Here is a 23,691-nt window from a genome sequence, read left to right as displayed (position 1 = left end):
CTGGCTTTTTGGTCTCTCTTGCTCCGACAAGGGCTGTTCATTCCAGCCCCAGTGGAACTCTGCTCAGTGTGAAGGATTACTCCTGCACCTCGCTGACACCTTCGACTTTCACATCAACACGGCGATCCGGAGCCAGACAGACGATCAGCTCACGCTTGGACTTGCTGACGCAGCTGTCGCCGGTAACCGGCGAGGATTTACCACGCCCTTCCACATTGATCTTGGCGGCCGGGATCCCTTTACCAACCAGATAGTTGGCAACGGTCTGGGCACGCTGTTCGGAGAGCTTCTGGTTGTAGGCATCGGAACCGATACGGTCGGTGTGACCAATTACGGTTGCCACGCCATCTTTGGGTCGCGCCTCTTCAATCTGGCTGTAGAGGCTATCCAGAGCCTGACTGGCCTCTGGCTTGAGGGTCGCCTTGTTGAAGTCAAACAGCACATCAGAGCTCAGGGTGAACTGCTTCTCGACCATCACAGGCTCGGGAGCCGGGGCTGGTGCCGGAGCGGGTGCCACGGGGGCAACCTGACCAAAGCGATAAACCGCTGCCAACGACAGCAAGCCGTTATCCATTCTCAGGCCGGTATCATCACGGCTGCCATACGGGGTGGTGTACTGGTACTCTAGGCGAGCAGCCCAGTCGAGGTTAAACGCATACTCGGCACCCAGAGCACCGACCATGACAAAGCGGCTGTCATCCTTGTAGAGATCGCTCTTGGTATCAGCCCAGCCATAACCGCCACCGACACGACCATACAGATCCAGATTATCGGTAACCGGGAAACCCAGTTTCAGGGTCAGTTGGGCCAGCTGTGCTTTCACTTCATCACTGAAAGCGCCTGCCGCCGTAGTCGCATCGTATTTGTAATTGCCCAGGTAGTCGTAACCCAGCTCCAGCCCCAGATTTTTGTTGATCTGATAGCCGCCGAACACACCCGCACCCAGGGCATCGTTGGTCTCATTGCCAAGCGTCAGGGCATTGCTTTCATCAATGCCGTAGAAGTTGGACCAACCCAGTTTGGCACCACCATACCAGGTGTTGTCCTGACCGGCCGCCTGGGCATTGGCCGCCAGCAAGCCGGTAACCAGCAAGGTAATCAATGATTTTTTCATGTTTGAGCCTCTGCAACTTTATGTAGGAGGAGGTTGATTGATATCACCTCGTCTTATAGGTGCAACCACCCAAAAGCGATCGCAACATATCAACGTTAGCCTATTTTCAAGTCACTGATATCAATTAACAAAAAACACTCTAACGCAACCACGTTACAAAAACAGCAACAAACGCTTGTTATTTGAACTGAATGTGACGCAAAAATACGCACAGATGAGGATAGATAGCAGAAAAAGGGCCAGCAACATGCTGGCCCGAAGCGATATCAGTGACGAACAAACTCGTAGTGCTGATCGATAAAGTCAGCTACACGCTGGCTCAGTACCTTGTGCACCGTCCTGGTCGGATGCACCTGATCCCAGAACATATGCTCATCACAGTTAAGAGTTGCGGCTCGCTCTTTTGCCTGCCCACTCACCACCGCCTGCGCCAGGATCGGGTTACCGGCAATAGCCACTCTTTCGGAGACACTCAAAGCCGGGGTCGCAGCCACCTCGGCGGCGCTGCCGGAGAACGGCTTCCACGTATAGCCGCCACCGTAGCAGGCGTGTTCTGTGTAACTCAGCCCGAACAGCTGGGGATCACGCATCATCTCGTCAAACTGCTTGTCCACTTCGAACAGCTTCACGATGCCAAGGGGAGCCAGCTCGCGAGTGAGGTTCTGCAACTTCTGGTTGTGGTAGCTGGCCACATGGCGCACCTTCTCCACCACCTTCATGCTGCGGGCTGACGGGGTCTGCCCCAGATCAGGAATGTTGAACAGCAGGATCTGCTGCGCGCCGTTGAGCACCAACCGGTTGGATGCCAGCCGGATGGTATCGATCACCCGATCCGCATCCCGCTCGGTGTTCCAGCCATAGGCCAGATAGTCGTTGGCACCGACCCAGATCACCACCAGATCATCGGGGCGGAACTTGTCCTTTTTCAGGAACTGATCGATCTCGTAATCGAGATTGTTGATCACCTGATATTTGGGATCCCAGGACCAGAAACCGAGCCAGCCGTTCAGGGCGCCCAGATGGTTATAGGCCACCGCGGTTGCACCGCCTTCCGCCTCGTTGGCCACGACCAGACCGGGGAAACGTTCGTCACCCAACTGCTCCAGCCACACCGGGCCGTTGCTGAAGCGCCCGTTGAAGTAAGGTGGGCTGGAGGGGAGATACCCCCGCATCTTCTTGTACATCTTGCCGGTGTCGGAGAGGCTGTCACCAAACATCACGACCCGGGAAAAAGGTTGGCGTCCCTCTGCCGCTTGCGCGGTTAATGCCATTAACCCCAATAAACAAACAAGCCATTTTTTCATATTGTTATGCTCTTCGATTAAGCAGGTGAGACCTGCGGACTTCTCCTCGAGTGGCGACAGGCATGGGAAGAGTCTGCTGCCACTGACTTCTGGTGAAGGCGACAGATTACAGTTCCAGATGAAATCACACATGTTCCGCCACCGATGAAATCGCTTGCGCTCACAAAACAGACAATCACACCAGCCTATTTCTTTCACGCTTGTTTCACGCCCTGCACAGCACAATGCCCCCATACCAACGACAGGAGTATGAAATGAACAAGGCAAGCGCAAGCGTAATCGGACTGTTGACCCTGATGTCTGTCTCCTCTTTTGCCATGGCGGCCTATACCGGCCCGCAAGAGCAGAACAAGGTTTCCGTTGCTCAACTGAAAGATCTGGCCGATGACAGCTGGGCCACTCTGGAAGGGAAACTGGTCAAGCACCTGGGCGGCGAGAACTATCTGTTCCGCGATGCCAGCGGTGAAGTGGAGGTCGAAGTGGATCAGGATGTGTGGCGTGGCACCGAAGTGGGCCCGGATGATCAGATCCGCATCCATGGTGAAGTGGACCACAGCTGGAACAAAACCGAAGTGGAAGTGAAAACCCTGGAGAAAGTGGGCGCGGCCCCGCAGACCAAGGGCGGCTTTATTGCCAAATAAGGCCACTTCAACGACGAACGGGCCAGACGTTAAAAGGGCGCTTGATATCAAGCGCCCTTTTGCATGGTTAACCCAGCGTCACCGCTTAACCGGCCCGACTGGCAAAGGCTCTCTTGAACCCTTTCTCGGCCTGATTGACCTTGTAGAGGTAACGGCGCGCCTCCTCTTTGGGATGCTGCTCGGTCAACACCTGATAGACCGCCTCGGGGGAGAGCCGGTTGATCCGGCCCGGCGCCGCCTTGCGATCGCTGGAGAAGGTATTGAGTACCCCGCCCGCACCACCGTTATAGGCGGAGATCACCGCATAGCGACGGGAGCGCGGATCCTGAATATCCGCCAGATAGACGGTCTGCAACAGGTGCAGATAGGCGGTACCGACATCGATGTTGTAGGCCGGGTTGAACAGCTCCTCCCGGGTCGGCTGGCCGTTCTTACCCTTGACCCGAACATAGACGTCACGACCCGCGGTGGCCGGGATCACCTGCATCAGGCCATAAGCGTTGGCATGACTCACCGCATAGGGGTTGAAGCTGCTCTCGGTCTTGATCACCGCATAGATCAGGCTCTCCGGCACGCCGTATTTGCGCGACGCTTCCCGGATGATCCCCGCATACTTGTAGCCCCGTCGATCTTCATGGTTGGCCACCATGGGTATATCGACGAAGAAGATGGTGCGAATACCCAGAGTGCGCTTCTTCATCGCCGTGTTGAGCAGGTAATCGGCATAACGCTCGGCGCGCCAGGAGGCGCGGATTGGCTGGCGCTGATTGTCCAGCACCTGACCGTAGAGGAAGGGCTCGCCGCCGGTCAGAATTTCCCGGTCGGAGTAAAGATCCACTTCGGCCGGATCGTCCGGCGTCAGCAGAGTCTCGATGATGGCGCGACGCAGGTGAGCGCGGGGATCGATGCCCGAGACCGTCTCCACCATGATGTGGCCGCTGGAGAAGTCGATGTGGGCCCGGCTCTTGTACTGATCCGTGTATTTTACGTAGTCAAACTTGCCCGCAAACAGCGCCTCCCGCCCCCATATCTCGTTCACGTTATGGGAGAGCGCGCTGATCATATGTTCAAAACCGCGGATGTCCTTGCCGTTGACCAGATCGTCATCCTCACTCCCGCTGGGCTTGGGGGAGGATGAGCAGGCAGAGAGAAACAGCAGGGTGCACAGCAGCCAAAAAATTCGGCCCATAGGATCCTCAAACCGGGCAGCAGAGCTGCCCATCATTCATTTGCTGCGACTTCAGGAGCGGTCACGCCAGTGTGGCGCCATTACCGCACCTGTTCACACGTACAACAGCCGGAGAGCTTACTGGGAAGGCGGGGTGTAACCTTCGATCTGCACTTCACCTGCATCAAACAGATAGCTGACCATCTCTTTTTCCAGCAGTTGGCGATGCTCAAGATTCATCATGTTGAGCTTTTTCTCGTTGATCAGCATCACCTGCTTCTTCTGCCACTCGGCCCAGGCTTCCTTGCTGATGTTGTCAAAAATTCGCTTGCCGAGCTCACCGGGATAGAGTTGGAAATCCAGACCCGGGCCCTCTTTTTTCAGGCGTTGGCAAAATACAGTACGGCTCATGTTGACCTCTATGGTTGTAACTCTGGATAGGCGAGCAGACGGGCCGTGGCGGCCGCCAGCCCCACCTCGGCAGGATGGCGTAAGTTATACCAGAGTCGGTTATCTGCTTCCATGAGCCGCAGCGGCTGCGCCTCATCAATGTCAATCAGCAGCGGCCGAATATCGAGATGGAAGTGGCTGAATGTATGGCGAAAACCGGCCAGTTCCCGATAGCCGTGATGGCTCAGGCCAAGGGACGCCAGCAGACCATCCACCTCCGCCAGCGAAGCCACCTGCGGGAAGCAGTAGAGCCCGCCCCAGATCCCCTGCGGCGGCCGCTTCTCCAGCAGCAGCTCATCGCCGTGACGGATCAGCAGCATGATGCCATCGCGAGCCGGAATGCTCTTCTTCGGCTTGCTGTTGGGATAAGCGGTGGGCTTGCCTTGCGACAGCCCCTGGCAATCGGTCCGCACCGGACAGCGATCACAGGCAGGCTTGCTGCGGGTGCAGATTGTCGCCCCGATATCCATCATCGCCTGATTGTATTGCGCCACACCCAGCTTGGGAGTGAGCCGGATGGCGATCTCCCACAGCTCATTCTCCACCTGTTTTTGGCCCGGCCAGCCCGGCAGCGCCAGCCAGCGGGTGAGCACCCGCTTCACGTTGCCATCAAGGATGGCGTGAGGCTGACCAAGAGAGAGCGACAACACGGCCCCGGCGGTTGAGCGACCAATGCCCGGCAGCGCCACCACCTCGTCAAAGCGCTCGGGAAAGAGGCCGTGGTGGTGATCGCGGATCTGCTGGGCCGCCTTGTGCAGATTGCGGGCCCGGGCATAGTAGCCAAGCCCGGTCCAGTGGTGCAGCACCTCGTCGACGGGGGCATCAGCCAGTGCCACCACATCGGGGAAGCGTGCCATAAAACGTTGGTAATAGGGGATCACGGTAGCGACCTGAGTCTGCTGCAGCATGATCTCCGAGACCCAGACCCGGTAAGGGGTCTTCTCCTGCTGCCAGGGCAGGGTTTTGCGGCCATGAAGCTGGTACCACTCCAGAACCCTGCTTGCGAAGGTTGATTGATTCACGTTGTTCTCATGTCGTTGATATATGGGGAACTCTGCGGTTCCTTCGGCTCATCTGGCCTGCGCGGGCATAAAGTCATCCGGCACGCCAGCTGTCTGGTGCGGCAGCGTAAGGCCTCGTCACGCCCAAGTCAAAGCCGCGCTGACTGGCGCTGCGGGCAGGTGGTGGTCAGGCAGCAAAGCGGTAACAAAGACGATATACTCGGGCCCACGATTGATGACGGGAGAGACGGTTTGCAGACTTATCTGGTTGGGGGCGCAGTGCGGGATCGCCTGCTGGGATTGCCGCAGGGCGACAGGGATCATCTGGTGGTCGGCGCCACCGTGGAGCAGATGCTGGCGCTGGGGTTTACCCAGGTCGGTCGTGACTTTCCGGTATTTCTTCACCCCAAAACCCAGCAGGAGTATGCCCTCGCCCGTACCGAACGCAAACAGGGTCAGGGCTACACCGGCTTTGTCTGCCACGCCGCCCCCGATGTGACGCTGGAACAGGATCTGCTGCGCCGGGATCTCACCATCAACGCCATCGCCGAAGATGATCAGGGCCAGCTCCACGATCCCTACGGTGGCATCGAGGATTTGGAAAAGCGGCTGCTGCGCCACGTCTCTCCTGCCTTTGCCGAAGACCCGCTGCGCATCTTGCGGGTCGCCCGCTTCGCCGCCCGCTTCCACGCTCAGGGCTTTACCATAGCGCCGGAGACCCTCGCCCTGATGAGCGAGATGACGGCCGCTGGCGAGCTGGCCCACCTCACGCCAGAGCGGGTCTGGAAGGAGCTGGAAAAAGTGCTGCTGGGGCCAACCCCGCAGATCTTTATCGAGGTGCTGCGCCAGTGCGGCGCCCTCAAGGCACTCTTCCCCGAAATCGACGCTCTGTTCGGCGTCCCCGCCCCGGCCAAGTGGCACCCGGAGATCGACACCGGCATCCACACCCTGATGGTGCTGGAGCAGGCGTGCCGGATCTCCCCCGAGCTGACCGTCCGCTTTGCTGCCCTCTGCCACGACCTTGGCAAGGGAGTAACCCCCAAGGAGTTCTGGCCAAGCCATCACGGTCACGGCCAGAAAGGGCTGCCGCTTATTCGCGCTCTGTGCGAGCGGTTCCGGGTACCCAATGAGTGCCGGGATCTGGCGCTGCTGGTGAGCGATCTGCACACCCACATCCATATCGCCTTTGAGCTCAAGCCCGCCACCCTGCTCAAGGTGTTCGACAAGGCTGATGCCTGGCGTCGCCCCGAGCGCTTTGCCCAGCTGCTGGATGCCTGCCGCGCCGACTTCCACGGCCGCACAGGTTTCGAGGAGCGGGTCTACGCCGAGCCGGACTATGTGGCAGAAGCGCTGGCTGCCGCCCAGGCGGTGCCGGTGAAAGATATAGTGGCGGCCGGTTACAAGGGAGAAGAGATCAAGGAGCAGCTCGCCAAAAAGCGGACCGATGCCATTAGCCGCATCAAGGATGAGTGGACCTTTATCGAGGAGTAACCTCGGCCCCATAACAGACGGCCGCCCTGATGATGAGCTCCGCAAGGAGAGCATCGCCAGGGCGGCCGTTTTGCATCCAGATTGATATGTGAGGGGACGCTAACCCCTGCTGGTGCCGTTATGCAGGACCAATTCGCTCCATCAGGCTCATATGGGATGAGCCATCGTGGCGCTTGAGGTTCTGACGATACTCGAACTGGCGCTGGCTCTCCTGTTTAAGCCCCAGCATCAGCGAATAACACATGGCCAGCATGATCACCGAGAAGGGCAGCGCGGCTATGATGCTGGCCGCCTGCAGGGCAGCAAGACCGCCAGAGACCAGCAAAATCGCAGCGACCAGCCCCTGCCCCAGACCCCATACGGCGCGGTGCAGCACCGGCGGCTCCTGATCACCGATGGAGAGCAGTGTGGTGATGACCAGCGTGCCCGAATCACTGGAGGTGATGAAGTAGGTGCAGATGAGTAGGGTCAGCACGGCCTTGGTGATCCAGCCGAAGGTATCCCAGTGCAGCAGCTCGACCGTCTTGTAGAGCGCCAGCGTCACATCCTGATTGACCGCAGCGACCACGCCGCCACCGCCAAACAGCTCCAGATTCATCGCCGTGCCGCCAAACACGGTGAGCCAGAACATGCCGAGCAGCGAGGGTACCAGCAGCACACCTAGCACAAACTCGCGAATGGTACGCCCCTTGGAGATACGGGCGATAAACATGCCGACAAACGGCGCCCAGGCAATCCACCAGCCCCAGTAAAACGCCGTCCAGCTCGACTGCCAGGCCGAGGTGCCGTTGGCCTCGGTGTTGGTCCAGAAGCTCAGTTTGACGATGTTCTGCAGGTAATCACCGATGTTCTGCACATAGGCGTTGAGGATATAGGTGGTCGGCCCCAGCACCAGAAAGAGTGCGAGCACGAAGACGCTCAGCCAGATATTGAGCTCGGAGAGGATCTTCACTCCGCGCCCGACCCCGGAGACCGCCGAGAGGGTGGCGATCAGGCTGATGCCACCAATCAGCCAGAGCTGGTTGGACTGCGATACCGCCATACCAAACATCTGGTTGAGGCCGGTATTCATCTGGGAGACCCCCAGACCAAGGGAGGTCGCCACCCCGAAGACGGTGCCGAACACGGCCAGCACATCGGCCGCATGGCCCCAAAAACCGTAAATCCGCTCGCCAAGGATGGGGTAGAGCACGGAGCGGATCGCCAGCGGCAACTTGCGCCGGTAGCTGAAAAAGGCCAGTGACAGGCCGACGATCACATAGATGGCCCAGGGGTGCAGGCCCCAATGGAAAAAGGTGAGGCGCATGGCGATCTGGGCCGCCTCCGGGGTCATCCCTTCGGTAATGAACGGATTGTCCTGCAGATGATTCATCGGCTCGGCGATGCTCCAGAACACCAGACCGATCCCCATGCCCGCACTAAAGAGCATGGAGAACCAGGCGAAGTAGCCGAACTCCGGTACCTGGTCGTCGTCACCCAGCCGGATGCTGCCAAAACGGCTGAACATCAGGTAGACAGCGAAGAACAGGAACAGGGCGACCACCAGAATGTAGTACCACTTGAACCCGGCAATAATCTGATCCTTGGCACCGACAAACCAGGCGGCCGCGGTATCGGGAACAAATACGCCAAACAGCAAAAACAGGGTGATCACGGTGAGGGCCGTCATGGCCATGGTCGGGTTGAGGCCTTTCAATAGCCCTTTGCTTGCTCGCATCCAGCCTCCTTAGTCGTTGTTGAAAAAGTCTTCGCCCACATGATCACCGGCACCGCCGATGGCGCGATAGACCAGTTTGCCAGCCGCCTGTTCGCGGTGATCTACCAGCGAAACCGAGGGCTGGCCGTTCACGGCGTGACGCTTGCCGAGGAAGATGGCCATGGGGACACCCAGATTGGAGACACCGCTGGTGATCCAAAGGCGGTTGAAGTCGTAAGAGCCACCGATGAACTCCAGCTGGGCCAGGCCGGTATCGAGGCCGGTCAGATAGAAGTTCATGGCACTTTCGTCAGGAAAGAGGTGCACCAGCACATAGGCGTAGCGCAATTCATTCACCAACTCCTTTAGGTTGAAAGTACCTGTCTCACTGCAAGAGAGGGGTAACTCACCATCATAGTGGTGTACTTTGAGGTTGTTGGGGTCTTCATCATAGGCAGGCTGATAGCGCACAAAAGCCGAGGTATCCGGCAGTTCATAGCGCACTCTGACCACACGTAACTCGGCCACCAGAGACTTGATATCCAGCTCGTCATTCATCATTTCGCTCCTCAAATGTCAGGGTGAATTCCGTGAAATGCCCGTCAACCTAACACAGAATTAGTTAGAGCAGAAATTATTACATCAAAAACCATATTGACCTTGTGACGAATTAGGCGGAAAATTTTGCTCCTCTCCATAGCCTTCCAATGACGCACACCCAATGGAAAAACATGATGAAGTGCTGGTCGCCCTGCGCCAGATTATTCGTGCCATCGACATGCACTCCAGGCGCTTGATCAAAGAAGCCGGGCTCACTTCCCCGCAACTATTGCTGCTAAAAGGGATCGACGAGCTGGGACAGATCTCCATGCGTCAGCTGGCCGATCACACCAACATGAGCCAGGCCACCGCCACTACCATCATGGACCGATTGGAGAGCCGTCAACTGGTGCAGCGCGTTCGCAGCAATACCGACAAGCGCAAGGTTCACGCGACACTGACTGACGCAGGCCGCGCCCTGCTGGCCCAGGCCCCGACCCCGCTGCAAGAGCGCTTCATCCAGCGTTTTCAGGCGCTGGAAGCGTGGGAACAGACCCTGCTGCTCTCCTCCCTGCAACGCATCTCCACCATGATGAATGCAGATGAAATCGACGCTGCCCCGGTGCTGAGCGTCAGACCCCTGACCGAAGAGCAAGCTTAAACAGCCACAGAATGACAGACATAAAAAAAGCTCCCGACCGGGAGCTTTTGTCTATCAGGCACCGGAGATAATTACTCTTCCAGGCTGATACCGATATTGGAGACGCCATCCTGAGAGGCGAATGCTCTGATAGCCAGGATACGATCGCTGTCGCGCTCATGGGCAACCCGCTTGAGCAACTCGACCTGAAACTCCAGCTCGGCCTCCATGTACTCGTGCTCGTAGAGCTCCTCTTCTGTCAGATCCCGCTCCTCCAGCAGCTCGATAAAACCGGCCACAGTGCCAACGGAGGCATGGCTGGCATCGTTGGCCTCTTCGCCAACCCGGCAGATCACCGAGTTGTAGGCGCAGCCCAGTGCCACACAGGCATCCAGCGCCGGATAGGCGCCGTAGGATTCAAACTTGCGGGGATCCGGGATATGGGCTTCTAACTCTTCGAGAATGGCTCCCAGATTGACACGTGAGCCCTTGACGGTCAGATAGTTCCACATCTGATCCAGCGCGTGCCGGAAGGCATCTGCATTGCCAAAACCGGAAGCCTGGCTGAACAGGGCATAGTTGGGGTACATGCGCTCTGCCAGCGCCAGGGTGTAGACGGTCTGTTGCCAAGGCTGTAGCTCGGCCAGTCGCTTATAAAACTTGTCACCAAACACTGGAGTCGGATCCTTTGCAAAATGTGGGGCAGATTGTAGCCCACGAGGGGCGTGGCGAAAACGAAAAAGCGCCCTGGTCGGCTATGTTGCGCTGGCAACTCGGGTAAGATGGGACGAGAGCGGCATCTTGTCGCGCCGCAAATTCTGATAAGGAACAAGAGTATGAGCCAACGTACCCTTCTTTTGCTCAGCCAGGATAATGCTCACTACGAACGTCTGCTCAAGGCGGCCAACCTCCCTCATCTGCGCATTCTGCGGGCCGACAACCCGAGCGATGCCGAACAACTTATCGGCGAGGCCCATATTCTGCTGGCAGAGCCAGCCCGCGCCAAGCCACTGCTGCCCAAAGCCAACAAGCTGAGCTGGTTCCAGTCCACCTATGCCGGGGTCGACGTGCTGCTCGATCCGGACAGTCGTCGCAACTATCAGCTCACCAACGTGCGCGGCATCTTCGGCCCGCTGATGAGCGAGTATGTCTTTGGTCATCTGCTCAGTCTGACACGCCAACTTCCTCTCTATCGGGAACAACAAAGACAACGACTCTGGCAGAGTCACCCCTATCAGGGGCTCAAAGGGAAAACCATGCTGATCCTGGGTACCGGCAGCATTGGCCAGCATATCGCCCACACCGGCAAACATTTTGGTATGAAGGTGCTGGGCATCAGCCGCAGTGGTCGGGAGCGTGCCGGGTTTGACCAGGTTTATCAGCTGCCTGCGCTCAACAAGATGCTGGCGCAGGCCGATGTCATCGTCAGCGTGCTGCCTGCCACCCGCGATACCCGTCATCTCTTCAATGCCGCCCGCTTCGAACACTGCAAACCGGGCGCCATCCTGTTCAACGTCGGTCGTGGCAGCGCTGTACACTCGGGCGATTTGCTCACCGCACTGCGTACCGGCAAGCTGGCAATGGCGGTGCTGGATGTATTCGAGCAGGAGCCGCTGCCCGCCGACAGTCCACTGTGGGGACAACCCAACCTCATCGTCACCCCCCACAACAGCGCCTACAGCTTTCCAGAGGATGTGGCCCAGATATTTGTACGCAACTACATTCGCTTTATCGATGGCCAGCCACTGGATGGCAAGATTGACTTCGACAAGGGTTACTGACCAACACTGCGCATGCAAAAAAGCCCCGCCAGTCTGGCGGGGCTTTTTCATTTCAGCTAGTGGCTACAGCGATTAACCGGCGGCCAGCTCCTTGCGGTAGCTCTTCACCTTGGCCAGGAACTGGCGACGCTCCTTGCCACTGAGCGGTTCAGCCATCGGCAGCTTGGCGGTCATGGCATTAACCGGACGGTTGTTGATCCGCAGCTCGTAATGCAAGTGAGCACCAGTCGAGCGACCGGTATTGCCGGAGAGGCCGATCTTGTCGCCCATCTTCACCCGCTGACCGGTTTTGACCAGCAACTTGCTCAGGTGCAGATAACGGGTAGAGAGGGTTCGACCGTGCTTGATGACGATATAGGTACCCGCCAGCGGGTGGCTGGTCGCCTTCTGGACCACACCGTCACCCGTGGCCAGTACCGGGGTACCCACCGGAACGGCAAAGTCGGTCCCCTCGTGGGGACGGATAGCACCAGTCACAGGATGCTTGCGCGCGGGGTTGAAGTTTGAGCTGATCCGGTAACGACTGTGGGTCGGATAACGGCGGAAACCACGCTCCAGGCTGTTGCCCTGACCATCGTAATAGTTGCCATCATCGGAGAGCCAGGCCGACACCGTCTTGCCCTGACTGATCATTTCCACACCCAGCAGCTGGCTGTTACCGGTGCTCTTGCCCTCGACTGTCTCCTGGCGTACCAACACCTTGAATTTATCGCCCTTTTTCAGATCCTGGGCAAAGTTCATCCGCCACTGGAACAGGTTGGCAATCTTCTGGATATGATTGGCCGGAATCCCCGCATTGCGGGCACTGACATAGAAGCTGCCGTTGATCACGCCGTTGTAACGCTGAGGTTGCCACTCGACCTTCTCATTGATCATGGAGGCGGTATAGGCATCATCGCTGCGTGCCATCACCAGAGTCTGCTTGATGTTCAGGCGGATTTTGAGTTGCTGCAGGATGTTGTCCTGATCGATCAGCAGCTCTATGGTCTGGCCCGGTTTCAATCTGGCCAGATAGTTCTTGCTGTCCGCATCAAGTACCTTGTAGAGAGTAGTGGTAGAGAGTCCCAGATTGTTAAAAATGGCGGTCAGGTTCTCACCATTACGCACCCGGTAATCCTGCCACTGCGGTGCGGTATCAACAGGGATGTCGTCATCCGGCGCACTCTGATCAACCAGTTCGTGATCGGGGATTTCGTTAAAGTCGGTGTTGTTTTCGTTGGTTGCCGTACCGGCGGTATCAATGGGCAACTCAAGACGCAGCGGCCGCTCGAGGATGTCACCCGGAGCTGGCAATAATGCCACTGCTGACAGGGTCATGGCCGTCAGCATCAGCATGGCGTAAAAGTGTTTGCGGGGAACCGGTGGTTCCCAATTGGCAGCCTGTACTACCAAGGGACGGAGACGTTTCATCCGCTATCCTGTATTTAGATCTAAAGAGTGTGAGTTGCGATGTCAGTTGTGACAAAACCGTATAAAACTGTTTGTTGGACACAAATAGTTACAAATAGTTCATCACAATCTGCATGAACCTCACATTTTATGCATAACACGCCCTGATGGGCAGAAATGATCGCCTTTTTTAACTATTTTTTCCTATTTTTAAGAGCCGGGTCGGACTCGATTCGGCATTAAAAATTCAAATGTTGCGATAATTTTTCCATGGAGTGGATATGTCGTTAGCAAAACTGTTAATCAGAATAATTGTCGTCCTGTTCCTGATCGGTGCAGCGCTGCTGTTTGCACTGGAAGTCACGACAGTCCGCCAGTCAATCCTTGATCAGATGTCGGCCAATCTGGAGACCGCCATCACAGCCCTTGGACTGGTACTGCAAGGCACCCTGCTCAATGATGATCAGGTGCTGGCCGAAACCATCGTCAATGCCATGTTCGATGGCGGTTTCGTCAGCTCGGTCATGCTGGTGGATCCGGATGGTCAGGTGCTGTTTCAGAAGGTATTCCACTCTACCCAGCAGAATGTTCCCGGCTGGCTTCCCTCGGTTATCGGCATGCCCCCCGTCAAGATTGAGCAAGAGTTGACCGATGGCTGGCGCATGCTGGGCACTCTGACCCTTGAGGGACATAGCGGCTACGCCTATCAGCATCTGTGGAATGCCATCAGTCGCACCGGCATAGCCCTGCTGGCGGGGCTCGTCGTATTTACCCTGGTCATCTCTCTGGTGTGCAAGCGCCTGCTGCAACCACTGGAGCAGATCAATGTGCAGCTGATCCGGCTGCGCAAACACCAGTTCAACAGCACCCTGCCCACCCCTTGGTTGCAAGACCTTAAAGAGGTGGCACTTTCCATCAACCAACTGGTCTCCGAACGCAAGCGGGATCTGCTGCAACAACGGCTCAAGATCACCCAACTGGGAAAACAGCTTGCCCCAACCATGCCACAGCCACTGCAAGGGCTAAGCCCGCTGCCAGAAGGCGGGCAACTGCAAAAATTTGTCTCCACACAAGGGGAAATCGCCCTCTATCAGCGTTTCTTGCCCAGTCAGCCCCTCGGAGCCGACAGCGATCTCGCGACCATCCATAGCACCCTGGAGTTATGGCAGCGCTCCCATATAGAGGGGATCTTGCTACCCCTCTCCCTGCTCAATCATCCGCAATGGTCAGAAATCGCCCCTCTGCTAAGCCAGGGCCGCGGCAAAACACTGGATTGGCGCTGGGATGTGGCCACATTCCCTGCCCATGGCCAAGTCACATTGGCTGCGTTGCAGGAAAAGGGGTGTGAGCTCGCCTTCAGCGCCATTCCCCTCAATGCGGATACCTTCAATCAACTTGACCCGCTCAATCCCATCTTTATCAGCTGTCAGCTGACCGATGAACCGCTCTACTGGAATCTGCTCTCCCAGACCATGCATGCCGCCGGTTATACCCTGCTGGCAGAATCGGGAGAGTGTCGCGACATCGACAAACTGCGGACCTGGGGTATCGATGGTTATGCCAAGGAGACGCAATCATGAAGAAGCTCGCCATGCTGTTGCCCCTGCTGTGGCAACCCTGCCTGATGGCTGAAACCGTCACTATAACCACCGGGGGTGAGCAGGGGATTTATCACCAGATAACCAAAGAATTTTGCCGTCTGGCTCATGAGGTCGACGAGCAACTTGCGTGCAAGCTGCAGAGCTCATCGGGTTCAATAGAAAACCTGAAGCGACTGAAGAGTGGCGAGTCCTCCTACGCCATGGTGCAGTCAGACTGGCTGTATCAGGCAAGCAAGGGCTTGGGCCCTTTTGCCACGCAGCCGCAACCTGAGCTGCGCGCACTATTTGCCACCCATGCAGAGCCCTTCACCATAGTGATACGTGCCGATGGAGATATCACGTCACTGGAACAGCTCAAGCTCGCCCCCATCGATATGGGGTTGAAGAACTCGGGTACCCGCCAGACGGCGCTGGCCCTGTTCAACATCTTGGGAGCGAAAGAACAGGATCTCGATCTGAAGAGCATGGCCAACCTGCCGGATGCGCTCTGTAGCAAGCAGATCGATGCATTTGCACTGGTGATGGGACACCCTAACCGGATTGTGCTCGACACCGCCAAACGTTGCGCGGTCACTTTCCTCCCCATCGATGGGGCCACCCGGGATCAGCTACTCAAGGGTGTCAAATATTACCAACGCAGTCAGGTGCCTGCCCGCATCTACCCCGGCAATCTGAAGGCGACGCCCACCTTTGCTATTGCCGCCACCCTGGTTACCAATGCCACCATGCCGGAAGAGTCTGTCTATCGCCTGACCAAGGCCATGCTGACCCAGCAAACCAAATTCAATGAGCAAACTTATGGCTACGCCAATATGTTTCACCGGGCACGCAATAAAACCGGCCCTGTGCTGAGCATTGAACAGCATCCGGGCGCGGCGAAATATTTCGATGAGTTGAAGGCGGCGGGCAAGCTATAGCTGACGACGGGGAGAGCGCAGTTGCTCGCTGGAGAAACGGGTCTTCATCGATGTCCACTGCGCCAGCCGATCGGCACTCCCCGCCAGCGTCCCTTCCCGCCGTGACTTCATGATCCAGATGCTTTTGGCATCGAAACTGTAAACGGGAATGAGATCGGTACGCTTGCTACCCGGCAGGATCCGGCTGTTGATGTTGTCGAGCACCAGTGGATCAGCCTTGGGTGTCGGGAAGTAGAGCGTCACCATGTGGAACTGGTTGTAACGCACCGCCTTGACGTAGGCCAACCGCAGCTTCTTCTCATCCACCCCCAGCTCCATCAGGGTGTAGTACTTGGAGATGCTGTAATCCTCGCAATCCCCACCCCGGGCACCGATGAACTCCAGCGGATTGGCCCAGTAATCCTCATCTCCCCACAGCTTGGGGTCTTCACTGTAGGTGAGATTGTTGAAGTAGTTGTTCACCAGCTCGATCTTCTGCTGATCCGTGGTTCCCGCTCTGGGAGTGAGCAGACGAGAGAATGCCTCGGCCCGCTGGATGGCGCGGCCACCGTACACCTCCTGCAGTTTGGCCCGCAGATCGGGGCTGGCAATATATTCGGAAAGGCGCGAAGCCTGCACACTGGCGCAACATAGCGCCAGTGTGCAGGCCGGGATCAACAACCATTTCATACCGGACACTCCATGTCAGATGCTGGAGGTCAGTATAGTCCGTCCGGATGAGAGACTCAGCCGCTAATCAGCGACATTGGGCAAATGCGTCTGCCAGTTGTTGCATGAATTGGGGATAACCATCCGGGCCGAGCGGCACCTGTTCACCCACCTCATCAAGCAACAGCACCTTGGCGCCAGTATTGCGTGCCACCGATTCGATCACTGCCGGTGAAAATTGCGGCTCGGCATAAATGCAGCTCGCCTGCTTCTCTTCCAGTGCCTTGCGGATATCCACCAGGGTCTTGGCGCCCGGGCGACGCTCAGGGCTCACGGTAAAGTGACCTTTTGAACTCATGCCGTAATGGCGCTCCCAGTAGCCATACGCCTCGTGGAAGACAAAGTACCCCTTCTCATTCACTGCCTTCATCTGGCCGGCAATCACCTTGTCCTTGGCATCCACCTTGGTATCAAATGCCGCGAGGTTGGCGTCATAGCGAGCCTGATTGGTCGGATCCAGCTTGCCCAATTCACTTGCGATCGCCTTGGCAATTACCTTGGCCTGCGTCGGGCCAAGCCAGATGTGGGGATCGACCCCTTCGTGATGATGCCCCTCATGCCCTTCATCATGGTCACCGTGCTCGTGGGCGGCATGATCGTGATCATCATGGTCATGGGAGTCATGACTATCCTGAGTCGCGTAGTTGAACAGCGGCATTCCCTCAACCTGAGTCAGGGCCAAAGCATGGGGATGATTGGCCAGCGGCTTGGCCATAAAACCTTCCAGCTCGGGGCCAACCCACACCACCAGCCCAGCACTGTTGATGTTGCGAATATCGGAAGGGCGCAGGGAGAAATCGTGGGGAGAGGCACCGGTCGGCAGCAATACCTTGGGCTCGCTCACCCCGTCAGTGATCGCCGCAGCGATGAAGCCAAGGGGCTTGATGGTGGTCAGAACCTCAATGGCACGAACAGGCAAACTCACCGCCAGCAGGGCAGTGAAAAGCACAATAATTCTCATTGGTGAATCTCGTCAGGGGGTGAGTATGTGATAATATAACAGCCGCTTTTTGTTATATTATAACTCTCACTGGCTGTAAACCCCGGAGTTGTCATGAACCAACTGGTAGAGCTGAAAGAGGTCTCTCTCTCGTTTGATGGACGCTCTGTGCTCGACAAGGTCTCCTTTACCCTCAATAAAGGCAAAATCACCACGCTCGTCGGCCCCAACGGGGCGGGCAAGAGCACCCTGAGCAAGCTGGTGCTGGGCCTGCTCACGCCGGATTCGGGCAAGATCACCCGCAGCCGCGATCTGAGAGTCGGCTATGTACCACAGCGCCTCTATCTGGATCCCACCCTGCCGCTGACAGTGCGACGCTTCCTGCAACTGGGCAAAAATAGCCGCCTCTCCATCGAGGAGGCACTGACCCGGGTGGGCGCAGAGGGATTGCTGGAAAACCGGATGCAAAAACTCTCCGGCGGCGAGATGCAGCGCGTGCTGCTGGCTCGCGCCCTGCTGGTCAAGCCCGAGCTGCTGGTGCTGGACGAACCGGTGCAAGGGGTTGATATCACCGGCCAGATTGAACTCTATGCCCTCATCGGTCAGCTCGCCGCCGAGTTCAATTGCGCCGTGCTGATGGTATCCCACGACCTGCATCTGGTGATGGCCAGCACCCACGAGGTGATCTGCCTTAATCGCCACGTCTGCTGCCATGGCGAGCCGGAAAGCGTGGCCCGCCATCCCGAATTTGCCCGCCTGTTCGGGCGCCCGGAGCAGGAGGTGCTGGCGGTCTATACCCACCATCACCACTGCGACGGCGAACACCATCATCATGAACCGCAGGCCCCCGTCATCCGCCTGCCTTCTCGCAACAACGCTCACAGTAAATAGCGCAAGCAACAGGACATTCAAGTGGACAGCTTTCTGTTATACGCCCTCGCGGCCGGTCTCGGCATTGCCCTGCTGGCCGGCCCCCTAGGTAGCTTCGTGGTATGGCGCAAGATGGCCTACTTTGGCGACACCCTCTCCCACGCCTGCCTGTTCGGCATCGCGCTGGGCATTCTGCTGCAGGTCGATCTCACCCTGGCGGTAGTGGTCTGCTGCCTCGCCATGGCAATGCTATTGGTGATCATGAGTCGCAACCAGCAGGTGGCGACCGATACCCTGCTCGGCATTCTGGCCCACAGCGCCCTGTCTCTCGGTCTGGTTACCTTGAGTTTTATGGATAACGTGCGGGTGGATCTGATGGCCTACCTGTTCGGCGACCTGCTCTCGGTACAACCGATGGACCTGCTCTGGATCTACGGCGGTGGCGCGCTGGTGCTGCTCACCCTGTGGCGACTTTGGGATCCCCTGCTCTCCATGACCATCTCGGAAGAGCTGGCGCGGGTCGAGGGGATCCGGGTCGACGTGTTGCGCTGCGTGCTGATGCTGCTGATCGGGCTGGTGATCGCCGTAGCGATGAAGTTTGTCGGGGCGCTGATCATCACCTCCCTGCTGATCATCCCTGCCGCTACCGCCCGCCGCTTTAGCCAGACACCGGAGCAGATGGCCGGCTTTGCCGCGCTGATTGGCTGTCTCGCCGTGCTGGGTGGATTGACCCTCTCCTGGTATCAAGATACTCCGGCAGGCCCCTCTGTCGTCGTCTGCGCCACCAGCCTGTTTGTCCTAAGCCAGTTCAAGAACGCTTGATGCCGCGCTAGAGCGGCATGCTCTGGCGTGTCTCCATCATCAGCCACTGGCGCAACCGGCTGATGGCGGGCTCATGGGCCCGCGAGCGCTTGCAGGTAAAGTAGAAGGCATCCCCCGTCTCCAGCTGGTGTACCGGCAAGGCCACCAGCTGGGGATCATCGGGCCGCAGCATGTAATCATTCACGAATGCCACCCCCTGATCCCAGGCCGCCGCCTCCATCGCCAACAGCACATGGCTGAAGTGGTGCATCCGTGCCTCGTCCGGAATAACCAGCCCGCCGGCCTTGGCCCAGCGCTGCCAATCCTCCCCCCGCGCCTTGTAGATGGACTGCACCGACAGCAGCGGCAACTGCCAGATGGCCTCAGGCCACTCCCCGCTGATCTGCTGCAACAGGCGGCGACTACAGACCGGAAAGAGCCGCTCCTGATAGATAAGATCGTGGCAGTAGCCCCGTCCGTGGGGTGAGACTGTGATAAAGCAATCCGCCACCCTATCAGATAGCTCAGGATCTTCCGCCACCATCTCCAGACTCAAATCCAGCTCGGGGTAGAGCTGGCGCAATCCAGCCAACCGCGGGATCAGCCACTTAACCGCAAACGAGCTGTAGACCGCGAGGCGCAACCGCATCTCGCCGCCACCGCGCAGCTGTTCGCTGCTCTGGGCAATCTGGCTAAGCCCGGCAGCAATCCCTTCGAAGTAGCTCTCCCCCTGGGTTGTCAGCGAGAGCAACCGCCCCTGACGCAGCAGCAAGCGCTCACCCAGAAAATCCTCCAGCAGACGGATCTGGTGGCTGACCGCACTCTGGCTGACGTTCAGTTCCAGAGCGGCGCGGGAGAAGCTGAGCAGCCGGGCCACCACCTCGAAATATTGCACCGCACGCAGGGGAGGAAGCTTCATTATCTAAATATCTCATGAATGGTCATTTTTTATCATTTTACTGGATATCAACCGGCACGCTACCCTCCCCTCATCTGAAGTGGGAGGTGGTATGAATGCAGTAGGGATCGGCATCCTTTATCTGGTGCTGGGCAATATGGTGGCGGTTTTTTCCGATGCGCTGGTCAAGGTGCTGGAGCCGGATCAGCCCATCTTCCAGTTTGTCTTTTTCCGCCAGCTCTCGGCCGCCATTCTGCTGATGCCCTGGCTGCTCTGGTCATGGCGCCGCAACCCGCCGGTGGCCATCAAGTGGCACCTGCTGCGGGCCCATATCTGGGCGGTCGGCGTCTGTCTGATGGTAGTGGCCCTCACCCGCTTGCCGCTCGCCACTGCCAACGCCCTCTTCTATGTCGCGCCGCTGATGATGGTACCGCTGGCGGTGTGGATGGCGGGGGAAGCGATCTCGCGCCAGAAGGTGCTGACCGCAGTCATCGGATTTATCGGGGTACTGATCGTGCTGCGCCCGACCGAAGTGAACTGGGCCGCACTGGCGGCGCTCGGGGTAGCGCTGTCGATGGCGCTCAACAATCTGCTGATCAAGCGGATCCCGCTCAAGCAGCCCATCGCCCAGACCCTGTTTTTCACCAACGTGCTGAGCATGCCCTTCATTCTGGCGCTGGCACTGTGGGAAGGGGGCGACTGGCAGTGGCAGATGTGGTGGCCCGCCTTCGGATCTTCGGCGCTGATCATGGTCTATGCGGGATTGTGCGTGGTGGCCTATCGCAAGGCGGAGGCTAGCAAGATCGCCTCGGCGGAGTACACCGGTCTGCTGATGGCGGTGGCCATCGGGGTATGGTTGTTTGACGAGCAGCCGGGCCTGCCGCTGCTGCTGGGCTGTATCTGCATCGTCCTGCCACTTATCGCCATGGCGCGCAGCAAGCCAAAACCGCTGGCCGAGCCAGCGCTCTAATACTCAGGGTCTCCCCAGAAGCGGGGCGACCCTTTGCTGCAGATGGGGGACGATCTCCTCCTCGAACCAGGAATTCCTCCTGAGCCAGAGGGTATTGCGTGGGGAGGGATGCGGCAACGGCAGCCAGCCGGGGCCATAGTCGGCCCAGCTGCGCACCGTGTCGGTGAGTGACCCTTTGGCAGCCCCCCGCAGATAGTAGGCTTGTGAATATTGGCCGATCAGCAGGGTCAGTTCGATATTGGGCAACAGCATCAATACCTTGTCGTGCCAGGTGGGTGCACATTCGGGGCGCGGCGGCAGATCGCCGGATTTTCCCCTGCCGGGATAGCAGAGCCCCATCGGCATGATGGCGATGCGGGATTCGTCGTAAAAGGTGGCCTTATCGACACCGAGCCAATGGCGCAGCCTGTCACCGGAAGGGTCATCCCACGGGATACCGCTGGCATGCACCCGGGTGCCGGGCGCCTGACCGATGATCAGCAAGCGGGCACTCTCGGCCCCGCGGATCACCGGACGAGGCCCCAGCGGCAGATGAGCCTCGCACAGACGGCAGGCCCTGATTTGCTCAAACAACTTATCGATTCGCTGCATGACGTTGATAGTACCAGCATTTCCCTGCTTTCCCTCTTGTGGAAACAGGGCACTCCCCCTACTATCGCCATGGATGTTTAATTTAATAAACGGACAATAATGAAAAACTGGCTAGGTACCGGCACCGCGACCCTCTCCTTCATCCTGTGGGGGATGCTGCCGCTCTATTATCAATTCATGCCCGAGGTCAACATGTGGGAGCTGATCTCCCACCGGGTGCTCTGGTCTGTGGTGCTGCTGGGTGCCCTGTTTTTGCTGCTTGGCCACAAGGTGCCCTGGGCACAACTGCGCAGCGAGCCGCGCCAGCTCGGCCTCATTCTGCTGGCGGGTCCAGTGATGTCGATCAGCTGGTGCATGTTCACCTGGTGCCTCACCACCGGACAGGTACTGACCACCAGCCTCGCCTTCTTTATGACCCCGCTGTTCAATATCGTATTCGCCGTCATCTTCCTCAAAGAGCGACTCACCCCGCAAAAGCATCTGGCAGTCGCCCTGGCGCTGGCGGGGCTTGCCTACATGCTGTTCTGCTACGGCCAGCTCCCCTGGTTCTCCCTCATCATGGGGGCCAACTTCGCCTGCTACGGCCTTATCAAGAAGAAGATCCACTACGACACCGGCACCAGCCTCTATCTGGAAGCCATGGTGCAACTGCCCGTCGCGCTCATCATCATCGGCACGCTGGCGTGGCACGGGGAAGGGGCATTCGTGAACAGGGATCTGGCCGACAAGCTGCTGCTGATGGGCAGTGCCCCCGCCACCCTGCTGCCGGTGGGGCTGTTCTGCTACGCAGTGGCGAGAACCCGGATGAGCACTGTGGGGCTGCTGCAATATATCGAGCCCAGCCTCGCCTTCCTGCTCGCCATCTACTGGTTTGGTGAAGCGCCGGACCCCATCAAGGCGGTCGGTTTTGCCTTCGTCTGGGCAGGTTTGCTGGTGAGCCTGTTGCCGCTGCACCGGCTCAAGCGCCGCCCTCAGGGCGTACCGCGATAGGACTCCAGCACCTTGTGCCAGCGGGGATCCTTGTCCATCTGCTCGGCGATGTCGTTGAGGGTGGCATGCAGCTCTGGGCGAGATTTGGGCAGCAGGATATGGCGGGTATAGCTGGATTGGGGGAAGGGCGAGATAAACAGCTTGCCCTGATAGTGGTTTGAGTCGATGAAAAAGCCTAGCGCGGAGCCAGGCACCATGGTCACATCGATGCGGCCGCGCACCAGCAGCTCAAGATTGGTCTTCACCTTCTTGGCATCGTGACGCTCCAGCTCTCCCCTTGCTGCCGCATCGTCGATCCCCTGATAGCGGTAGCCCTCCACCCCGCCGAACACCAATCCCTTGAGGGAGTCGGGTCCGCGATAGGTGATCGGCTTGTCGATGTTCGAGATTAGCTCGTTGGTGTCGCGCATCACCGGAAAGGTCCAGAGATAACGCTCGCGATGGGGATCCCCTACCCAGGCGGGATTGACCCAGACCACCAGACCGTCAAAGTCGGGATCCGCCATCTCCAGCGCCAGCCGGGCGCGATTAACCAGCCAGAGCTCGATTCTGGGTTCCCCCCCCAACTTTTCATTGAGATACTTGACCAGCTCGCGGCTCAGTCCGGCATCCACTCCGGTATTGAAGGGCGGATGCTGATGGTAATCGTAGAGACGGATCGTCTCCCCCAGAGCCGGAACCGACAACAGTAACCACAACCAGAACCAGACTCTCATCGCACCTCCTTGCACTGCTTTTGAGTTTGGCACAGAGAAGTACAAATGATAAAACCTCCTGACGGGATATCCCCGCACGCCTCTCCCCCCTCTTCTCGCTGGTTTATCTATATGGTGCGCACCGCCACCGGCCTGCTCTATACCGGGGTCAGCACGGATCCTCAACGTCGTCTGCGTCAGCACCAGAGCGGCAAGGGGGCTCGCGCCCTGCGCGGCAAGGGCCCCTTGACGCTGGCTTGGCAGCAGGAGGTCGGCGAGAAGGGGGCAGCCCTGCGCCTCGAATATCGCCTCAAGCAGCAGCCAAAATCCTTCAAGGAGCAGCTGATCCACAGCCCGGCACTCTGGCAGAGCTGGAGCCCGCAGTGGTTACCCGAAACGACCCGACCTTAAGGGTTACTATCTAGTCCTGAAATAGGTTTACACATTTTCAACTAGCATTTCTCTACTCAGAACCCCCTATGTACCGCATCGGGG

Annotated in this window: 25 protein-coding genes; 11 read left to right on the top strand and 14 right to left on the bottom strand. The window is 58.2% G+C overall.

Annotated features, from left to right (window positions below; genetic code table 11):
* Positions 1 to 76: 76 nt before the first annotated feature.
* Positions 77 to 1,114 carry a porin OmpA gene (ompA, locus tag G5533_RS18845; RefSeq protein ID WP_227341426.1) on the bottom strand — a complete coding sequence of 346 codons (1,038 nt, stop codon included), beginning with the start codon at positions 1,112 to 1,114 and terminating at the stop codon, positions 77 to 79.
* A gap of 266 nt (positions 1,115 to 1,380) precedes the next feature.
* Positions 1,381 to 2,418 (bottom strand): SGNH/GDSL hydrolase family protein, encoded by a 1,038-nt coding sequence (locus tag G5533_RS18840; RefSeq protein WP_441255217.1) that lies wholly within the window; start codon positions 2,416 to 2,418, stop codon positions 1,381 to 1,383.
* A 254-nt stretch (positions 2,419 to 2,672) separates the two neighbouring features.
* On the opposite strand from G5533_RS18840, the gene G5533_RS18835 reads away from it, so the two are divergent.
* Complete coding sequence (locus tag G5533_RS18835) at positions 2,673 to 3,059, top strand: YgiW/YdeI family stress tolerance OB fold protein (protein ID WP_263085375.1); 387 nt, start codon at positions 2,673 to 2,675, stop codon at positions 3,057 to 3,059.
* Positions 3,060 to 3,144: 85 nt separating this feature from the next.
* Here the strand turns inward: G5533_RS18835 and mltC are convergent, their stop codons facing one another.
* The 3 genes from mltC to mutY form a co-directional block, all read right to left on the bottom strand.
* Positions 3,145 to 4,248 (bottom strand): membrane-bound lytic murein transglycosylase MltC, encoded by a 1,104-nt coding sequence (gene mltC, locus G5533_RS18830; protein WP_005354839.1) that lies wholly within the window; start codon positions 4,246 to 4,248, stop codon positions 3,145 to 3,147.
* Between the two features lie 117 nt (positions 4,249 to 4,365).
* A complete protein-coding gene (locus tag G5533_RS18825; RefSeq protein ID WP_005343152.1) occupies positions 4,366 to 4,638 on the bottom strand; it encodes an oxidative damage protection protein in 273 nt (90 codons plus the stop codon).
* Positions 4,639 to 4,646: 8 nt separating this feature from the next.
* A complete protein-coding gene (gene mutY, locus G5533_RS18820) occupies positions 4,647 to 5,699 on the bottom strand; it encodes an A/G-specific adenine glycosylase (RefSeq protein ID WP_421209352.1) in 1,053 nt (350 codons plus the stop codon).
* Between the two features lie 231 nt (positions 5,700 to 5,930).
* On the opposite strand from mutY, the gene G5533_RS18815 reads away from it, so the two are divergent.
* The gene (locus G5533_RS18815) at positions 5,931 to 7,169 is read left to right on the top strand and encodes a multifunctional CCA addition/repair protein (RefSeq protein WP_421348257.1); all 1,239 of its coding nucleotides are present in this window, start codon (positions 5,931 to 5,933) and stop codon (positions 7,167 to 7,169) included.
* 118 nt (positions 7,170 to 7,287) lie between these two features.
* Here the strand turns inward: G5533_RS18815 and G5533_RS18810 are convergent, their stop codons facing one another.
* Together G5533_RS18810 and G5533_RS18805 are read right to left on the bottom strand one after the other, a co-directional pair.
* Positions 7,288 to 8,886 carry a BCCT family transporter gene (locus tag G5533_RS18810; RefSeq protein ID WP_441255216.1) on the bottom strand — a complete coding sequence of 533 codons (1,599 nt, stop codon included), beginning with the start codon at positions 8,884 to 8,886 and terminating at the stop codon, positions 7,288 to 7,290.
* A 9-nt stretch (positions 8,887 to 8,895) separates the two neighbouring features.
* Positions 8,896 to 9,423: a hypothetical protein gene (locus tag G5533_RS18805; RefSeq protein WP_069526903.1), complete on the bottom strand. Its 528-nt coding sequence runs from the start codon at positions 9,421 to 9,423 to the stop codon at positions 8,896 to 8,898.
* Positions 9,424 to 9,586: 163 nt separating this feature from the next.
* Between G5533_RS18805 and G5533_RS18800 the strand changes: the two genes are divergently transcribed.
* Complete coding sequence (locus tag G5533_RS18800) at positions 9,587 to 10,066, top strand: MarR family winged helix-turn-helix transcriptional regulator (RefSeq protein ID WP_216952087.1); 480 nt, start codon at positions 9,587 to 9,589, stop codon at positions 10,064 to 10,066.
* A gap of 71 nt (positions 10,067 to 10,137) precedes the next feature.
* Here G5533_RS18800 and G5533_RS18795 read toward each other — a convergent pair whose 3' ends face one another.
* Positions 10,138 to 10,719 carry a YjaG family protein gene (locus G5533_RS18795; protein WP_216952088.1) on the bottom strand — a complete coding sequence of 194 codons (582 nt, stop codon included), beginning with the start codon at positions 10,717 to 10,719 and terminating at the stop codon, positions 10,138 to 10,140.
* 162 nt (positions 10,720 to 10,881) lie between these two features.
* On the opposite strand from G5533_RS18795, the gene G5533_RS18790 reads away from it, so the two are divergent.
* Positions 10,882 to 11,826, top strand: a complete 945-nt coding sequence (locus G5533_RS18790; RefSeq protein ID WP_266135387.1) for a D-2-hydroxyacid dehydrogenase — start codon at positions 10,882 to 10,884, stop codon at positions 11,824 to 11,826.
* Positions 11,827 to 11,898: 72 nt separating this feature from the next.
* Here G5533_RS18790 and mepM read toward each other — a convergent pair whose 3' ends face one another.
* Positions 11,899 to 13,236, bottom strand: coding sequence for a murein DD-endopeptidase MepM (gene mepM / locus G5533_RS18785; protein WP_421209347.1), 1,338 nt, complete (start codon positions 13,234 to 13,236; stop codon positions 11,899 to 11,901).
* Positions 13,237 to 13,496: 260 nt separating this feature from the next.
* Here mepM and G5533_RS18780 point away from each other — a divergent pair, with 260 nt between their 5' ends.
* Positions 13,497 to 14,795 (top strand): LapD/MoxY N-terminal periplasmic domain-containing protein, encoded by a 1,299-nt coding sequence (locus tag G5533_RS18780; RefSeq protein ID WP_421209345.1) that lies wholly within the window; start codon positions 13,497 to 13,499, stop codon positions 14,793 to 14,795.
* On the top strand, positions 14,792 to 15,733 hold the full coding sequence (locus tag G5533_RS18775) for a TAXI family TRAP transporter solute-binding subunit (RefSeq protein WP_421206171.1): 942 nt from the start codon (positions 14,792 to 14,794) through the stop codon (positions 15,731 to 15,733). Before G5533_RS18780 ends, G5533_RS18775 begins: the two co-directional genes overlap by 4 nt.
* Here G5533_RS18775 and G5533_RS18770 read toward each other — a convergent pair.
* A complete protein-coding gene (locus G5533_RS18770) occupies positions 15,728 to 16,402 on the bottom strand; it encodes a transglutaminase-like cysteine peptidase (RefSeq protein ID WP_042052461.1) in 675 nt (224 codons plus the stop codon). The two genes, G5533_RS18775 and G5533_RS18770, sit on opposite strands and share 6 nt — an antisense overlap.
* Before the next feature lie 67 nt (positions 16,403 to 16,469).
* Positions 16,470 to 17,402, bottom strand: coding sequence for a zinc ABC transporter substrate-binding protein ZnuA (gene znuA, locus G5533_RS18765; protein WP_421252202.1), 933 nt, complete (start codon positions 17,400 to 17,402; stop codon positions 16,470 to 16,472).
* A gap of 93 nt (positions 17,403 to 17,495) precedes the next feature.
* Here znuA and znuC point away from each other — a divergent pair, with 93 nt between their 5' ends.
* Positions 17,496 to 18,272 carry a zinc ABC transporter ATP-binding protein ZnuC gene (znuC, locus tag G5533_RS18760; RefSeq protein WP_421209341.1) on the top strand — a complete coding sequence of 259 codons (777 nt, stop codon included), beginning with the start codon at positions 17,496 to 17,498 and terminating at the stop codon, positions 18,270 to 18,272.
* A gap of 21 nt (positions 18,273 to 18,293) precedes the next feature.
* Positions 18,294 to 19,073, top strand: coding sequence for a zinc ABC transporter permease subunit ZnuB (gene znuB / locus G5533_RS18755; RefSeq protein ID WP_421209339.1), 780 nt, complete (start codon positions 18,294 to 18,296; stop codon positions 19,071 to 19,073).
* A gap of 7 nt (positions 19,074 to 19,080) precedes the next feature.
* Here the strand turns inward: znuB and G5533_RS18750 are convergent, their stop codons facing one another.
* Positions 19,081 to 19,971 carry a LysR substrate-binding domain-containing protein gene (locus G5533_RS18750; RefSeq protein WP_040067029.1) on the bottom strand — a complete coding sequence of 297 codons (891 nt, stop codon included), beginning with the start codon at positions 19,969 to 19,971 and terminating at the stop codon, positions 19,081 to 19,083.
* A 91-nt stretch (positions 19,972 to 20,062) separates the two neighbouring features.
* Here G5533_RS18750 and G5533_RS18745 point away from each other — a divergent pair, with 91 nt between their 5' ends.
* On the top strand, positions 20,063 to 20,920 hold the full coding sequence (locus G5533_RS18745) for a DMT family transporter (RefSeq protein ID WP_421352789.1): 858 nt from the start codon (positions 20,063 to 20,065) through the stop codon (positions 20,918 to 20,920).
* 3 nt (positions 20,921 to 20,923) lie between these two features.
* Here G5533_RS18745 and G5533_RS18740 read toward each other — a convergent pair whose 3' ends face one another.
* The gene (locus tag G5533_RS18740; RefSeq protein ID WP_421254343.1) at positions 20,924 to 21,511 is read right to left on the bottom strand and encodes a uracil-DNA glycosylase family protein; all 588 of its coding nucleotides are present in this window, start codon (positions 21,509 to 21,511) and stop codon (positions 20,924 to 20,926) included.
* 99 nt (positions 21,512 to 21,610) lie between these two features.
* On the opposite strand from G5533_RS18740, the gene rarD reads away from it, so the two are divergent.
* Positions 21,611 to 22,501 carry an EamA family transporter RarD gene (gene rarD, locus G5533_RS18735; RefSeq protein ID WP_421295731.1) on the top strand — a complete coding sequence of 297 codons (891 nt, stop codon included), beginning with the start codon at positions 21,611 to 21,613 and terminating at the stop codon, positions 22,499 to 22,501.
* On the opposite strand, the gene G5533_RS18730 is transcribed toward rarD, so the two are convergent.
* Positions 22,483 to 23,217 (bottom strand): substrate-binding periplasmic protein, encoded by a 735-nt coding sequence (locus G5533_RS18730; RefSeq protein WP_421172392.1) that lies wholly within the window; start codon positions 23,215 to 23,217, stop codon positions 22,483 to 22,485. The genes rarD and G5533_RS18730 overlap by 19 nt on opposite strands.
* 45 nt (positions 23,218 to 23,262) lie before the next feature.
* On the opposite strand from G5533_RS18730, the gene G5533_RS18725 reads away from it, so the two are divergent.
* Positions 23,263 to 23,607: a GIY-YIG nuclease family protein gene (locus G5533_RS18725; protein WP_216952097.1), complete on the top strand. Its 345-nt coding sequence runs from the start codon at positions 23,263 to 23,265 to the stop codon at positions 23,605 to 23,607.
* The last annotated feature ends 84 nt before the right edge of the window (positions 23,608 to 23,691 follow it).

It is taken from the genome of Aeromonas sp. A600620, assembly GCF_029479985.1.
GTDB lineage: Bacteria > Pseudomonadota > Gammaproteobacteria > Enterobacterales > Aeromonadaceae > Aeromonas > Aeromonas veronii_A.
Note: the sequence above shows the minus strand (reverse complement) of the source record. Positions and strands in the feature narration are given on the sequence as shown.

What these genes read in the sequence shown, in the direction of transcription:
- ompA (WP_227341426.1), bottom strand. Translation starts at nt 1,114, where the DNA reads ATGAAAAAATCATTGATTACCTTGCTGGTTACCGGCTTGCTGGCGGCC.
- G5533_RS18840 (WP_441255217.1), bottom strand. Translation starts at nt 2,418, where the DNA reads ATGAAAAAATGGCTTGTTTGTTTATTGGGGTTAATGGCATTAACCGCG.
- G5533_RS18835 (WP_263085375.1), top strand. Translation starts at nt 2,673, where the DNA reads ATGAACAAGGCAAGCGCAAGCGTAATCGGACTGTTGACCCTGATGTCT.
- mltC (WP_005354839.1), bottom strand. Translation starts at nt 4,248, where the DNA reads ATGGGCCGAATTTTTTGGCTGCTGTGCACCCTGCTGTTTCTCTCTGCC.
- G5533_RS18825 (WP_005343152.1), bottom strand. Translation starts at nt 4,638, where the DNA reads ATGAGCCGTACTGTATTTTGCCAACGCCTGAAAAAAGAGGGCCCGGGT.
- G5533_RS18810 (WP_441255216.1), bottom strand. Translation starts at nt 8,886, where the DNA reads ATGCGAGCAAGCAAAGGGCTATTGAAAGGCCTCAACCCGACCATGGCC.
- G5533_RS18805 (WP_069526903.1), bottom strand. Translation starts at nt 9,423, where the DNA reads ATGAATGACGAGCTGGATATCAAGTCTCTGGTGGCCGAGTTACGTGTG.
- G5533_RS18800 (WP_216952087.1), top strand. Translation starts at nt 9,587, where the DNA reads ATGGAAAAACATGATGAAGTGCTGGTCGCCCTGCGCCAGATTATTCGT.
- G5533_RS18790 (WP_266135387.1), top strand. Translation starts at nt 10,882, where the DNA reads ATGAGCCAACGTACCCTTCTTTTGCTCAGCCAGGATAATGCTCACTAC.
- mepM (WP_421209347.1), bottom strand. Translation starts at nt 13,236, where the DNA reads ATGAAACGTCTCCGTCCCTTGGTAGTACAGGCTGCCAATTGGGAACCA.
- G5533_RS18780 (WP_421209345.1), top strand. Translation starts at nt 13,497, where the DNA reads ATGTCGTTAGCAAAACTGTTAATCAGAATAATTGTCGTCCTGTTCCTG.
- G5533_RS18775 (WP_421206171.1), top strand. Translation starts at nt 14,792, where the DNA reads ATGAAGAAGCTCGCCATGCTGTTGCCCCTGCTGTGGCAACCCTGCCTG.
- G5533_RS18770 (WP_042052461.1), bottom strand. Translation starts at nt 16,402, where the DNA reads ATGAAATGGTTGTTGATCCCGGCCTGCACACTGGCGCTATGTTGCGCC.
- znuA (WP_421252202.1), bottom strand. Translation starts at nt 17,402, where the DNA reads ATGAGAATTATTGTGCTTTTCACTGCCCTGCTGGCGGTGAGTTTGCCT.
- znuC (WP_421209341.1), top strand. Translation starts at nt 17,496, where the DNA reads ATGAACCAACTGGTAGAGCTGAAAGAGGTCTCTCTCTCGTTTGATGGA.
- G5533_RS18750 (WP_040067029.1), bottom strand. Translation starts at nt 19,971, where the DNA reads ATGAAGCTTCCTCCCCTGCGTGCGGTGCAATATTTCGAGGTGGTGGCC.
- G5533_RS18745 (WP_421352789.1), top strand. Translation starts at nt 20,063, where the DNA reads ATGAATGCAGTAGGGATCGGCATCCTTTATCTGGTGCTGGGCAATATG.
- G5533_RS18740 (WP_421254343.1), bottom strand. Translation starts at nt 21,511, where the DNA reads ATGCAGCGAATCGATAAGTTGTTTGAGCAAATCAGGGCCTGCCGTCTG.
- rarD (WP_421295731.1), top strand. Translation starts at nt 21,611, where the DNA reads ATGAAAAACTGGCTAGGTACCGGCACCGCGACCCTCTCCTTCATCCTG.
- G5533_RS18730 (WP_421172392.1), bottom strand. Translation starts at nt 23,217, where the DNA reads ATGAGAGTCTGGTTCTGGTTGTGGTTACTGTTGTCGGTTCCGGCTCTG.
- G5533_RS18725 (WP_216952097.1), top strand. Translation starts at nt 23,263, where the DNA reads ATGATAAAACCTCCTGACGGGATATCCCCGCACGCCTCTCCCCCCTCT.